The organism is Actinospineispora acaciae DSM 45401 (assembly GCF_000620785.1).
GTDB lineage: Bacteria > Actinomycetota > Actinomycetes > Mycobacteriales > Pseudonocardiaceae > Pseudonocardia > Pseudonocardia acaciae.
Window position 1 is genome coordinate 1 of sequence record NZ_JIAI01000033.1, and the last position, 13,071, is coordinate 13,071.

General features: G+C 72.5%; 10 protein-coding genes. 1 reads left to right on the forward strand and 9 read right to left on the reverse strand.

The features are described from left to right. Positions 1-942, reverse strand: a 942-nt coding sequence (locus N912_RS66695; RefSeq protein ID WP_037070282.1) for an ATP-dependent metallopeptidase FtsH/Yme1/Tma family protein, incomplete at its 3' end; no start/stop codon positions are given. A 202-nt stretch (positions 943-1,144) separates the two neighbouring features. On the opposite strand from N912_RS66695, the gene N912_RS59220 reads away from it, so the two are divergent. Continuing rightward, entirely contained in the window at positions 1,145-1,648 is a 504-nt protein-coding gene (locus N912_RS59220; RefSeq protein WP_156994432.1) for a universal stress protein, read from the forward strand. Between the two features lie 44 nt (positions 1,649-1,692). Here the strand turns inward: N912_RS59220 and gap are convergent, their stop codons facing one another. From gap to N912_RS0146900, 8 genes are all read right to left on the reverse strand, one after another. Continuing rightward, positions 1,693-2,715, reverse strand: a complete 1,023-nt coding sequence (gene gap, locus N912_RS0146865; RefSeq protein ID WP_028927864.1) for a type I glyceraldehyde-3-phosphate dehydrogenase — start codon at positions 2,713-2,715, stop codon at positions 1,693-1,695. A 112-nt stretch (positions 2,716-2,827) separates the two neighbouring features. Further along, positions 2,828-4,525, reverse strand: coding sequence for a sensor histidine kinase (locus N912_RS0146870; protein ID WP_028927865.1), 1,698 nt, complete (start codon positions 4,523-4,525; stop codon positions 2,828-2,830). Positions 4,526-4,730: 205 nt separating this feature from the next. Further along, on the reverse strand, positions 4,731-5,720 hold the full coding sequence (locus N912_RS0146875) for an Acg family FMN-binding oxidoreductase (protein WP_028927866.1): 990 nt from the start codon (positions 5,718-5,720) through the stop codon (positions 4,731-4,733). A gap of 141 nt (positions 5,721-5,861) precedes the next feature. Beyond that, a complete protein-coding gene (locus tag N912_RS0146880) occupies positions 5,862-6,527 on the reverse strand; it encodes an ABC transporter ATP-binding protein (RefSeq protein WP_051581779.1) in 666 nt (221 codons plus the stop codon). A gap of 154 nt (positions 6,528-6,681) precedes the next feature. Continuing rightward, positions 6,682-9,531, reverse strand: coding sequence for an HAD-IA family hydrolase (locus tag N912_RS59225; RefSeq protein WP_051581776.1), 2,850 nt, complete (start codon positions 9,529-9,531; stop codon positions 6,682-6,684). Then, entirely contained in the window at positions 9,518-10,429 is a 912-nt protein-coding gene (locus N912_RS0146890) for a carbamate kinase (RefSeq protein ID WP_028927868.1), read from the reverse strand. Before N912_RS0146890 ends, N912_RS59225 begins: the two co-directional genes overlap by 14 nt. Continuing rightward, positions 10,426-11,640 (reverse strand): arginine deiminase, encoded by a 1,215-nt coding sequence (locus N912_RS0146895; protein ID WP_028927869.1) that lies wholly within the window; start codon positions 11,638-11,640, stop codon positions 10,426-10,428. Before N912_RS0146895 ends, N912_RS0146890 begins: the two co-directional genes overlap by 4 nt. A gap of 11 nt (positions 11,641-11,651) precedes the next feature. Then, entirely contained in the window at positions 11,652-13,043 is a 1,392-nt protein-coding gene (locus N912_RS0146900; RefSeq protein WP_028927870.1) for an APC family permease, read from the reverse strand. Positions 13,044-13,071 lie beyond the last annotated feature (28 nt).

Sequence of the window (13,071 nt, forward strand, 5' to 3'; positions counted from 1 at the left end):
TCCGGGGTCGAAGCCGTCCATCTCGGCGAGCAGTTGGTTGAGGGTCTGTTCGCGTTCGTCGTTGGAGACCATGGCGTGGGTGCCGGCGCGGCGGGCGCCGATGGCGTCGAGCTCGTCGACGAACACGATCGCGGGGGCGCGCTTGCGGGCCTCGGCGAACAGGTCGCGGACCCGGGCGGCGCCGACGCCGACGTACATCTCCACGAAGCTGGACCCGACGACGGAGAAGAACGGCACGTCGGCCTCCCCGGCCACGGCGCGGGCCAGCAGGGTCTTGCCGGTTCCGGGTGGGCCGATCATGAGTACGCCGCGTGGCGCGGTGGCTCCGGCGCGGCGGTAGCGCTCGGGCTGGCGCAGGAAGTCGACCACCTCGACGATCTCGGCCTTCGCGCCCTGGTAGCCGGCGACCTCGGCGAAGGTGGTCTTCGGCCGTTCGGTGTCGAAGACCTTCGCCTTGGCCTTGCCGGCGCCGAAGACGCCCTGCAGCTGGCCGGTTCCCGAGGCGCGACGCCAGAACCAGAAGACCAGCAGCATCGGGGCGAGGAGCAGCACCCAGGTCAGCATCCCGGTGAGCGACGACGGCCGCTCACCGGCCGCGGTGATCTCCACCTGGGCCGCCGACAGCCGCTCCAGCAGCGCCGGCCCGGCCTGCGGCGGGATGACCGTGGTGAACCGGCGCCCGTCGACCAGCTCGCCGTATGCCCTACCGTCGGTCTCGATCGTGATCGTCTTGACCTGGCGGTTGTCGACGGTGCTCAGCAGCCTCGAGTAGCTCAGCTGCTCGGCCTGGCTGCCCGCGCTCAGCGCGGGTATCCACACCGCCAGCAGCAGGGGCAGCACGACCGCGATCGGCCACACCCAGCGCTGCCACTTCGACGCTGGAGGCGGCACGCCCGGACCCGGACGATCGCCGGGCGGCGGTGGCATCGCCTGCTTGCTCATCGTGGAGTCCTGACCTCGTTCGTCGGTACGGACGACATCGAGCATTCGCGACGCGGGTCGTTGATCGATAGAGCACTTCGGCTCCGCACGCGATGGCGATCGGCCGTCCGGACGGCCCACCGGTCAGGGTGTTCGTCCTCTTACCGACCCACCGGGCACCCGCGCACGCTTGGTGGCGGTACCGGAGAAGGAGGAGGAAGAGATGAAGACGATCGTGGTCGGGGTAGACGACTCCGAGGTCGCGACGGCCGCGCTGGAACACGCGATCGACGAGGCCGCCCGCCGGCGGGCCAGGGTCTCGGCGGTGAGCGTGTTCGACCCGGCGGAGCACTGGTTGGCCCCGCGCGGCGGCACCACACCGACCATCGCGCAGACCACCCGCATGATCGAAGACCGGCTGCGGGACCTGGTGAAGGAGATCGTTGCGGCCCGGCCCGCGCTGGCTGGGGTCCCCGTCCAGGCGCTGGCCCTGTTGGGACGGCCGGCGCGGGTATTGGTCGAGCAGGCCGCCGGGGCCGACCTCCTGGTCGTTGGACACCGGGGCCGAGGCGCACTGACCAGTGCGTTGCTCGGCTCGGTGAGCCTGCACTGCGTCCTGCACGCCCCGTGCACGGTCACCGTGGTGCGGACCGGCCCGGTCCGAGTCCGTGAACCCCAGCGCGCGGTGGTCTCCACGACGGCGCCGGCGGGCCCGGCGTTGGCCTAGACCCTGCTCAACCATGTCTTCAGCGCATGCCCGCAGCCGATCCGCTACCGGTCGGCGCGAGGCAGGGTGTGGGTGACCAGCTCGACGAGGTCGATGGTGCGCTGGGCGTAGCCCCACTCGTTGTCGTACCAGCCGAACACCTTGACCAGGTCGCCCACCACCTGGGTGAGTCCGAGATCGAGCAGGCAGGAGGCGTTCTCACCGATCACGTCGTGGGACACCACGGGGTCGGTGGTGCAGCGCAGGATGCCCTTGAGCGGTCCGTCGGCGGCGGTGGTGAAGGCTCGGTTGACCTGGCCGACGGTGACGGGTTCGGCCAGCCGGGCGGTCAGGTCGACCAGGGATGCGTCCACGACGGGCACGCGCAGCGCGACGCCGTCGAGCCGGCCGTCGAGCTCGGGCAGCACCTGGCCGACCGCGCGGGCCGCCCCCGTGCTGGTGGGGATGATGTTGATCGCCGCTGCGCGGGCCCGCCGCAGGTCCTTGTGCGGGCCGTCCAGCAGGTTCTGGTCAGGGGTGTAGCTGTGCACGGTGGTCAGCAGCGCCTCGACGATGCCGAAACTCTCGTGCAGGACCTGCGCCATGGGGGCCGCGCAGTTGGTCGTGCAGGAGGCGTTGGAGATCACGTGGTGGGCGGACGGGTCGTACTGGTCGTGGTTGACGCCCATCACGACGGTGGTGTCCACGCCGATGGCCGGCGCGGTGAGGATGACCTTGCTGGCGCCCGCCGCAAGGTGCGCGCTGGCCTGCTCACCGGTGCGGAAGCGGCCGGTGGCGTCGACGACGATGTCGACGTCGAGCCCTGACCAGTTCAGCCGGGCCGGGTCGGGCTCCTGGCTGGTGTGGATGGACTCCTCGTCGATGGCGAGGTAGTCGCCGGCGACCTCGACCTGGTGGCCCCACCGGCCATAGGTGGAGTCGCGGCGCAACAGATGCGCCAGCGTCGTCATCGGCGCGACGTCGTTGACGGCCACGACCTGGAATGCCCTCTCGTCGCGTTCGACGATTCCCCGCAGCACGTCCCGACCGATCCGGCCCAACCCGTTGATGCCCACTCGTGCTCGCATGATCGCCGCCTCCCGTGTCAGGATCGATGTTGGTCGGCCCTCATGCTCGCCGCGCGGCGCGCGCACGCCTACGGTCGAGAGCCCTCAGCCGGGGGCACCTTCGTCCCAGCCGTCAGCGCTCGTGCACCGGCGCGGTCCACAGCAGCCGCGTGCCGCCGTCGGCGGGCCGGGCGACCGTGCAGGATCCGCCGCTCTGCTTCGCGCGCTGGGCGAGGTTGCGCAGGCCGCTGCGCACGGCGGTGTCCGGGACGCCGACACCGTCGTCGCTGACCTCGATGGCCAGGCCGTCGTCGTCGACCGAGACCGTGACGGTCAGCTCCTCGGCATGGGAGTGGCGCACGGCGTTGCTGACCGCCTCGCGGATGACGGCCTCGGCGTGCTCGGCCAGGGCCTCGGGCACCGCGTCGAGGGGACCGGAGACGCGCACGGTGGTGCGCAGTGGGCTGTCCGCGGTGAGCTCGTTGATGGTGTGGTGCAGGCTGGCCCGCGGTTGTCGGGTGCGTGTCGTGTCCTGGGCGTGTAGGTCGAAGATCGCCGTGCGGACGTCATGGATCACGGCGTGCAGCTGGTCGATGTGCTCGGCCAGCCGCGCGGCGACGGCCGGGTTCTTGGCCCTGTGGTGGGTGGACTGCATGGCCAGCCCGACCGCGAACAGGCGCTGGATGACGTGGTCGTGCAGGTCGCTGGCGATGCGGTCGCGGTCGCCGAGCACTTCGAGCTCGCGGCGGGCGGCCTGGGCGTCGGCGTGGCGCAGCGCGAGGGCGGCCTGGTCGGCGAAGGAGGCCACGATCTGCAGCTGGTGGTCCTCGAACGCCGGTGCACCGGCCGCGCGGACGACCAGCAGCACCCCGGCGATCGTCTCCGCGGTGCCCAGCGGCAGCGCCAGCGCCGGCCCGAACCGGACGCCCTCGCCGAGGTCGAAGGCCAGGTCGGGCACCGAGCGGGGGATCTGGTCGGTGAACACCGTCCCCGACGTCGATCCGCTGACCGGGATGCACCGCCCGGCGAGCGCGTCGGAGGCGATCCCGACACAGACCTCCACCCGCAGCTCGGTCACCTCGTGCGGGGTGGCTTCGGGGTCGTCGGGAAGGGCGATGAGGGCGTAGTCGGCGCCGGTCAGCTCCTGCGCGCGGTTGGCGATCAGTCGCAGCGCGTCGTCGGTGTCGGTGCCGGCCAGCAGCGCGGCGGTGATCTCGCCGCTGGCCCCCAGCCAGCGCTGTCGCAGCCTGCTCTGCTCGTAGAGGCGGGCGTTGTCGATGGCGATCCCGGCCGCGCCGGCCAGCGCCTGGACCACGATCTCGTCGTCCTCGCTGAACTGCCGGACGTTCTTCTTCTCGGTCAGGTACAGCCGTCCGTACACCTGCCCCCGGGCCCGAATCGGCACGCCCAGGAAGGTGCGCATCGGCGGATGGTTGGCCGGGAAACCCACCGAGCTCGGGTGTTGGGACAGATCGTCGAGGCGCAGCGGCTTGCCCTCCTCGATCACCACGCTCAACACCCCGCGCCCGGTGGGCAGATCCCCGATCAGCTCCCGGGCGGCGTCGTCGATGCCCGAGTAGACGAACTCGACCAGGCTCCCGTCCTCGCCCAACACCCCCAGGGCGCCGTAGCGGGCGTCCACCAACGCCATCGCCGCGTCCACGATCCGCCGCAGCGTCGCGTCCAGGTCCAGCCCCGACGAGACCGCCAACACCGCGTCCAACAGCCCATCGAGCTGGTCGCGGGTGTCGACGATCTCCCCGATCCGCTGCTGCACCTCGACCAGCAGCGCCCGCAACCGCAACTGCGACAGTGTCTCGCTGACCGGCATGTTCCCTGGACCCGCGAGCCCAGTGTTGTCGTCCGCCACGTGCCCACCCTCGCCAGCGACGCCATGGCCGGAGTGGGTGCCCGCACCACCCGCACCGGCCCGGATGCGGCCGAACATGGCCTCACCCGCCGGGGTCTGGGGCGGGCCTGTACCAGGTCTACCGTGGTCAGGACCCGTGCGCAACTGTGACCGTGCACGGTGGTCGTCATCCGGGTAGCAGCACCGAGCGCAGGTCGCGCCGGTCGGTGGCGGGGATCTCGCCGGCGTGGCTAGCCGGCCAGCCGACGCGCAGGATGAGCTGGGGGTGCGCCAGGATCCCCAGCACGTGAGAGCGGATGTCGTTGCGGGTGGTGGCGATCTCGGTGGCCTGGCTCAGCGGCGTGGTGGCCAGGCCGAGCCGGGTGGCGGCCAGCAGGGCCGCACTGGTGGCCTCGCCGGCGCGGAGCCGGTCGATCGGCTCGTCGTGGGGCGTGGTGAGCACAAGCAGCTCGGCGGCGTCGTCGGCGGGCCCAGTGCCGGTGGGCGTGTGGGGTTGGTCCAGACCGGAGCGTGGGAACCGGCGCAGTGGCGACGCGCCGACCAGGCCGGGTGGTGGCGCGGCGACGTTGGCGGCGGGAATGCCGTCGCGTGCGCCGGCGTAGCGCTGGGTCCAGATCTGGAGCTCGGAGGCGTAGCCGGGCGCGTGCGCCTGTGTGCGCGCCGCCTCGGTTACCGCGGCGCCGAGCCGCTCACGCAGCGCCGGATCGGTGACCGGGTGCAGGGTGGCGTGTTCGCGGTCGGCGTGCTCGGCGATGGTGCGCAGCGCGGCGGCCGGGACCTGGCGGTGGCTCATCCGGCGGCGGTCGGTTCGGCGTCGGTGCACGGCCGCGAACAGGGCCGCGTCGATCGGGTCCGCGCCGCCCGGTTCGATGGAGACGGAGGCGAGGTGGCCGTTGCGGTCGGGGTCGGGGAGCCTGGCCACGCGTACGGCGAGGTCCTGCGCGGCGAGGGCGACGCGCAGGTGGTGCAGGGCGGCGCCGCAGCTGATGAGCAGGTCGCGGCGGTCCGGGTCGGTCCAGGCGAGGTGACGGGTCCAGTCGGCGTGCAGCTCGACCGCGCTCGGGAGGATCCGCCAGCGCCAGGGCTGGGTGTTGTGCACGGACGGGGCGCGCAGCGCGTGCTCGACCGCAGCGGCCAGGTCCGGGCTCGGGCTCATCGGATGTGCCTCTCCTCCGTGCCATGTGATAACGCATCCATGGTCGGATGTGGGGGCCGGCGGGCGGCAGAGGCGGAGGGCCCGAGCCTGGGGTCTTTCGTCGACGGGGGCTACGCCTCTCGCCTCCTACCCGCCGAATGGTCACCGGCCGGCCGCGGCGAGCGGGACGCGGTCGGGCTGGGGCGTGTCGCTGACGATGCGGCCGTCGCGCAGTCGGACGACCCGGCTGGTGAAGGCCGCGATGTCGTCTTCGTGGGTGATGATCACGACCGTGCGGCCGCCCCGGTTGAGGTCCACCAGCAGGGTGATGATCTCCAGGCTGGTGGCCGTGTCCAGGTTCCCGGTGGGTTCGTCGGCGAGCAGCAGCGGTGGGTCGGTGACCAGGGCGCGGGCCACGGCGACGCGTTGCTGCTGGCCGCCGGAGAGCTCGTTGGGCAGGTGGCGCTCGCGCTCGGCCAGGCCGACGCGGCGCAGCGCCTCGCGGGCGCGGGCGCGGCGGTGATGGGCTCCGGCGTAGACCAGGGGGAGCTCGACGTTGCGGACCGCGCTGGTGCGGGGGAGCAGGTTGAACGACTGGAACACGAAGCCGATCTTCTGGTTGCGGATCTCGGCCAGCTCGCGGTCGGACAGCCCGGACACGTCTGTCCCGTCGAGGCGGTAGCGGCCCTCGGTCGGGGTGTCCAGGCAGCCGATGATGTTCATCAGGGTGGACTTGCCTGATCCGGACGCGCCCATGATGGCCACCATCTCGCCGTCGGCGATGGTGAGGCTGACGTCGTCGAGGGCGCGGAGTTCGGCATCGCCCATCCGGTAGATTTTGGTGACGTGCTCCAGCTCGATCACGGTGTCCCCCGGTTGCGGTGCGGTCGCCGGGTGTCGGCGATGACCTGGCCACCTTCGCCGGTGGGGCGCGTACCGGGCAGGGTCGCAGGGCCGGACTCGGCGGGTACTCCGGCTCCTGTCAGCTGTCGCCGGTGAGCGGGAACTCCAGGGTCTCGCCGCCGCCGAGCCTGGCCGAGATGCGGTCGACCTGGACGCGCACGGGCGGGGTGGCAGAGGGTTCGGCGGTCAGCCGCAGGGCGTGCCGGTCCAGCGCGATGGTGATGCGCTGGCCTCGGTAGGACAGGGTGGCAGTGGCACGGCGCAGCCCGCCGGGCGGGCGCGGGGCGAAGAGCAGTGTGCCGTTGTCCATGCGGATTCCGGCGAAGGTGCGGGTCAGGATGTCGATGGTGCCGGCCATGGCGCCGAGGTGGATGCCTCGGCCGGTGGTCCCGCCCTGGGTGTCGTCGAGGTCGGCGTCGAGGGCCTCGCGGAACTCGTTCCACGCGGTCGAGGGGTCCAGCCTGGCCAGCACGGAGGTGTGCACCACCCGGCTCAGGGTCGACCCGTGCGCGGTGCGGGCGAGGTAGTAGGCGACGGTGCGCGCGAGGTCGGCGTCGGTGAACGGGTAGCCGAGCTCGGCGAGCAGGGTGGTCAGCTCGTCGGGGCCGAGCAGGTAGAGCAGCATCAGCACGTCGGCCTGCTTGGACAGGCGGTAGTTGTTGGGGCTGTCGCCCTCGGCCTCCAGGATGAGGTCGAGGCGGCCGATGTTGCCGTAGCGGCGGCGGTAGCGCTCCCAGTCGAGTTCGGCCAGCCGGTGGTAGCCGTCGAACTGGCTGATGACGCCGTCGTGGAAGGGCACCGCGAGGCGGCGGCCGAGGCGCATCCAGTGGCCGGGCTCGTCGGGGTGGATGTCGAGCCGGGCGACGAGGTCGTCGCGTTCGTGCGCGGGCAGTATCGACAGCGTCTCCATCGCGCGCCGGCACAGCCAGGCGGTGAGCACGTTGGTGTAGGCGTTGTCGCGCAGGCCTTCGCCGGGGGCGTCGGGATAGCCGTCGTGGTACTCGTCGGGGCCGAGCACGCCGGCGATGTGGTAGCGGTCGTCGGCGGGCTCGTGGCCGGCCATCGCGGCGAACAGGCGGGTCACCTCGATGACCAGCTCGGCGCCTCGGGCGGCGAACCAGGCGGTGTCGCCGGTGGCCTGGTAGTGCTGCCAGGCGGCCCAGGCCACGGCCAGGCCGACGTGGCGTTGTCGCCGCGAGTTGTCCGGCATCCAGCGGCCCGAGCGGGGGTTGTAGAGCCGGTGCGGGGTCTCCTCGCGGCCGTCGCTGCCGCTCTGCCAGGGGAACATGGCCCCGTGCAGGCCGGCGCGGCGGGCCGCGTCGCGGGCGGCGTCGAGTCGGCGCCACCGATAGTCCAGCAGGGCTCGGGCCACCGAGGGCAGCCGGGTGGCGTAGACCGGGAGCACGAACAGCTCGTCCCAGAACACGTGCCCGCGATAGCCCTCGCCGTGCAGGCCGCGCGCGGGCACCCCGGCGTCCAGCGACTCGGTGTGCGGCGAGATCGCCTGCAGCATGTGGAACAGGTGCAGGTTGACCACGAGCCGGACCTGGTTGTGCGCGTCCAGCTCGATGGCGAAGCGGTCCCACAGCCGCCGCCAGGCCGCCGCGTGGCGTTCGGCGAGCCGGTCGAACGGGTCGTCGGCGCGCCGAAGCTCCTCGAGCGCGGCGTCGCGGGGGGATGCGATCGCGCTGTCGCGGGAGGTGACGACGGCGATCGTCCGCTCCACGGTGACCGGACGCCGGTCGGCGAGCGGGATGTCCAACCGGGCCATCGCCCGGCCTGCGCCGTCGTCCTCGAGCGCCCCGGCCGTGTGCGGGTCGCGGCAGCGGGTGCGGGCGGCGGTGGCGATACGGACCTTGCTCTGGCTGGTCCGTACCTCGGTCACCAGGGTGTCGTCGAGTTGCTCGGTGCCCAGCGGCACCAGGTGGCGGTTGGCCAGCAGCCGGGACTCCACGGCGTTGCCGTTGACCACGTTCGGGTCGATGCCGGTTCGGACGCCGACGGTGCCGCTCCAGCCCTCGGCGGCCACCGTCACCTGCATCGCGGCCAGGTGCGGGCGGTCCATCGACACCAGCCGCCGCTGTGTCACGCGCAGCGCGCGGCCGTCCCCGGCGGCCAGCCGCGCGGTGCGGGTCAGTATGCCTCGGCGAAGGTCCAGCTCGCGGCGGTCCCACTCGACCCGCAGGCCGCCCTCGGACCACCACCGGCCGTCCTCGACCCGAAGGTCGAACGGCAGCCAGTTGGGCGCGTTGACCAGCTCTTCGTCCTCCCTCGGCCGGCCCTCCACGGTGCTGGTCAGCCTGTTGTAGACCCCGGCGAGGTAGGTGCCGGGGTAGTGCACGCCGTCATCGCGGTGCTCGGGCAGGGCACCTCGGGTGGCGAGGTAGCCGTTGCCCAGCGTGGTCAGCGCCTCCCGGTGCGCCTCCCGCGCCGGGTCGAAGCCCTCGTAGACCAGCAGCCAGGGATCCACCCGGCGCGCGCCGAGGTCCAGCTCCGCGACGTCGCTGAGCACGAAGTCGGCGCCGGCGCTCTCCAGGTCGTCGCGCGCGGTGACCCGGTCGATGCCCACCACCAGCCCGAACCCGAGGCGGCGGGCCTCGGCGATGCCGGCCGCCGAGTCCTCGACGACCGCCGTCCGTTCCGGGGCCACCCCGAGCCGGCGCGCCGCCTCCGGGAACGCCGCCCGGTCGACCACCGCGTCGAACGTCTGGTCCAGCCCCTCGGCGCGCAGCAGCGTGGCGGTGTCCCGCGCCCCTGTCACCAGTCCGAGCGCGATGCCCGAGCGTTTGAGCCGCCGGGTGAGGGCCGCCGCCCCGGGCAGCACCCGGGGGCCGTCGGCCGAGCCCAGGTCCGCGATGACCCCGTCGAGATCGAAGATCACGGCGTCGTAGGGCGGCCGGATGCCGGTACGCGGGTCAGCCGTCGCCATGGGTGATGGTGGTTCCGGTGTCGCCGGTGAGCAGGCGCTCGGCGTCGTCGAGGCGGCCGATCGCGGCGAGCCGGCCGCCGGCGTCGACGAACCGGCACGCGGCTTCGATCTTGGGCGCCATGGATCCGGCGGGGAAGGAGCGGCCTAGAAGGTGGCCGGCGGTGGCGCGGCGGATCGCGGTGGCGCGCGCGGTGCCGTACTGGTCGTAGACCGCGTCGACGTCGGTGAGCAGCAGCAGGGCGTCGGCGTCGATCGCGTGGGCGAGCAGGCCGGCGGTGAGGTCCTTGTCGACGACGGCCTCGACGCCGTCCAGCCGGCCGGTGGCGTCCCTGGTGACTGGGATGCCCCCGCCGCCCGCGCACACGACGGTGGTTCCGCGTTCGGTGAGCAGCTCGATCAGGGGGAGCTCGACCAGCTCGGCCGGCTCCGGAGAGGGCACCACCCGTCGCCAGGAGGGGCCGTCGGGCCGGACCCGCCAGCCTCGTTCGGCGGCGAGGCGGTGCGCCGTGGGCCGGTCGTAGACGGGGCCGACGAACTTCGTGGGGTTGGTGAGCGCGGGGTCGTCGGCGCGCACCACCGTGCGGCAGACCAGGCAGGCGGCGTCCACATGCGCCTCGTTGCCCAAGGCCTGGACCAGCCAGTATCCGATCATGCCCTGGGTCTGGGCGCCGAGCGCGTCGAACGGGTAGGGCCGGCGCAGGCTGGGATCGCGCTCGCTCTCCAGGGCGAGCAACCCGACCTGCGGGCCGTTGCCGTGGGTGATGACCAGCCGATGGCGCTTCGCCAGCGGGGCGAGCGCCCGGACGGCGTCGAGCACGTGGTGCTCCTGGATGTCGGCGTCCGGTGGCTCGCCCCGGGCGAGGAGCGCGTTGCCGCCGAGGGCCGCCACGATCTTCATGAGGGCTCGCGTTCGACGGGGCAGGTCATGCATCGTGGCCCGCCTCGGCCGAGCTCGCCGCCGGGCACGGTGATGACCTCGATGCCGTGTTTGCGCAGCATGGTGTTGCTGGCGACGTTGCGGTCGTAGCCGACGACGACGCCCGGTTCGACGGCGAGGTAGTTGCTGCCGTCGTCCCACTGTTCGCGTTCGGCGGCCCGGAGGTCCTCGTCGGCGCGCAGCACCGTGACCGCGTCCACGTCCAGCGTCTGGGCCAGCGTCTCCCAGAGGTCACGGTTCGCTCGCACGTGCAGCTCGCCGGGTTGGTCGGCGGGGGTGAGGGTCCAGGAGCGGGGGTGGTCGTCGAAGTAGGGGTAGAGCACGAAGGTGGCGCGGTCGACCGTCGTCATGACGGTATCGAGGTGCATCATCGCGTGCGAGCTCGGCAGCTCGACGGCGATGACGGTGTGTGCCTGGCGGTGCTCGAAGAGGGCGCCGGCGAGGATCTCGGTGGCCATCGGGGTGGTGCGTTCGCCCATCCCGATCAGCACCGCGCCGTCGCCGAGCACGTGCACGTCGCCGCCCTCGACGCTGGCCGGCAGGTGGTTGGAGTCGTCGTCGCCGTAGTAGACGGCGAAGTCGGCGTCGGCGAACGCGGGGTGGTGGCGGTAGATGGCCCGCACGTGCAGGCTCTCCCGCTGGCGCGCCGGCTTGGCCATCGGGTTGATCGACACGCCCCGGTAGATCCAGCAGGAGTTGTCCCTCGGGAACAGGTGGTTGGGCAGCGGCGGGAGCAGGAAGTCGTCGGCGGCCAGCATGTCCCACTTCAGGCTGCGCGCGTGCAGCGGGCGTAGGTCGGCCTTGAGCACGCCGCCGACCAGGCACGCGGCCAGGCTGCTGCCGTCCAGGTCGTCGAAGAGCTCGCGCAGCGGCCGCAGCAGCGTCGGGCCGACGATCTCCGGGGTGCAGACGCGGTCGAGTACGAACGTCCGGCCTTCGGGAAGGTCGAGGGTCTCGGCGAGCAGCTGGGCGAAGTAGTGCACCCGCACGTCGCGTTCGCGCAGCGTCTCGGCGAACACGTCGTGTTCCTCTTTGGCCTTGCGCGCCCACATGACGTCGTCGAACAGCAGCTCGCCGATGTTGCGGGGGGTCAGCCTGGTCAGCTCGAGGCCCGGGCGGTGCACGATGACCTGGCGAAGCCGGCCGATCTCGGACTGCACGTTGGGGTTCATCGTTCGCCCTCCTAGGCGGCCCGGGGCCAGCGGGTGTCCGGCAGGTCGGTCGGGGCGGCGCACTGGCCGGTGCGCTCGCGGCGGGCCTTGAGGAACGCGTACGGGACCAGCCCGGCGAGCACCATCAGCGTTGCCTGGTAGACGGCTGCGTAGCCGGAGGCGGCGGTCACCCACAGGGAGAACAGCACGCTGGCGCCGCTGATGATCAGGTCACGGATCAGCAGCCAGCCGGCCGGGCGGCGACGCCGGGAGATCAGGTAGGCCAGCTGGGCGCAGGCGGAGAAGAAGTACGGGATGGCCACCGTGACCACCGAGAGGTTCACCAGGTAGGTGAACACGGTAAGCCCGGAGCCGGAGGTGTAGCGCCAGAGCATGAGCAGCGAGGGCAGCGCGGCCGCGACCAGGATGCCGAGCCACGCGGTGTCGCGGCGGTCGGTCCAGGCGAACGGGCGGGGGAACAGGCCGTCGTCGGCGGCGGCGCGGGACACCTCGGTGGTGACCAGCGTCCAGCCGTTGAGCGCGCCGATGCCTGACACCACGGCCAACGTGGCCACCAGGGTGCCGGCCCAGCCGGCCTGGGACAGGATCGCCTCGAAGGCGGGCACGAACGGGGTGCCGGTGCCGACCAGCACGTCGTGCGGCACCAGGCCCATCACCGCGGCGGACACCACGACGTAGAGCACGGCGGAGGCCGCCGTGCCCAGCACCGAGGCGCGGCCCACGTTGCGGCCGGGGTTGCGCACCCGCTTCGCGGTGACCGCGGCGACCTCGACGCCGATGAACGAGAACAGCGCGACCCCGGCGGCAATGCCGATCGCGCCGTAGAGGCTGCCGCCCGAGGCGTTGAACGGGCCGAAGTTGGCCCGGGACACGAAGAACCAGCCGACCACCCCGACGAACAGCAGCGGCAGGAACTTCAGCACCACGGTGAGGTTCTCGAACCATGCCATCTGCCGAACCCCGACCAGGTTCACCACGGCCGGGATCCACAGCCCGACCAGCGCGATTCCCCAGTCCATCCACCACGTGGGCTTGTCCATGCCGAGCAGCGACTCGACGTACATCACCCAGGACGCCACGATCGCGGCGTTGCCCGCCCAGGCAGTGATCCAGTAGCACCAGCCGGTCAGGTAGCCGGCGAAGTCGCCGAACTCGTGCCGGGCGTAGGCGTACAGGCCGCCGTTGGCGTTGGGCACCCGCCTGGTGAGCTGACCGAACAGCACCCCGAGGCCGGTGGCGCCGAGGGCGACGACGGCGAGCACCAGCAGCGAGCTGGTGCCGGCGCCGGCCAGCACGGCCGGCATGGTGAACACCCCGGTCCCGATCACGCTGCCGATGACGAGGGCGGTCGCGGATGGTAGGCCGAGGGCACGCGACCCTGGCGTCCGCTGTGTGGTGGACATGAGGCTCCGATCCGGGCACCCGGTGGCG

Bases quoted from the DNA above. Each gene is read 5' to 3' on its own strand.
- N912_RS59220 (WP_156994432.1), top strand. From the start codon at position 1,145: ATGAAGACGATCGTGGTCGGGGTAGACGACTCCGAGGTCGCGACGGCC.
- gap (WP_028927864.1), bottom strand. From the start codon at position 2,715: ATGCGAGCACGAGTGGGCATCAACGGGTTGGGCCGGATCGGTCGGGAC.
- N912_RS0146870 (WP_028927865.1), bottom strand. From the start codon at position 4,525: ATGCCGGTCAGCGAGACACTGTCGCAGTTGCGGTTGCGGGCGCTGCTG.
- N912_RS0146875 (WP_028927866.1), bottom strand. From the start codon at position 5,720: ATGAGCCCGAGCCCGGACCTGGCCGCTGCGGTCGAGCACGCGCTGCGC.
- N912_RS0146880 (WP_051581779.1), bottom strand. From the start codon at position 6,527: ATGGGCGATGCCGAACTCCGCGCCCTCGACGACGTCAGCCTCACCATC.
- N912_RS59225 (WP_051581776.1), bottom strand. From the start codon at position 9,531: ATGGCGACGGCTGACCCGCGTACCGGCATCCGGCCGCCCTACGACGCC.
- N912_RS0146890 (WP_028927868.1), bottom strand. From the start codon at position 10,429: ATGAAGATCGTGGCGGCCCTCGGCGGCAACGCGCTCCTCGCCCGGGGC.
- N912_RS0146895 (WP_028927869.1), bottom strand. From the start codon at position 11,640: ATGAACCCCAACGTGCAGTCCGAGATCGGCCGGCTTCGCCAGGTCATC.
- N912_RS0146900 (WP_028927870.1), bottom strand. From the start codon at position 13,043: ATGTCCACCACACAGCGGACGCCAGGGTCGCGTGCCCTCGGCCTACCA.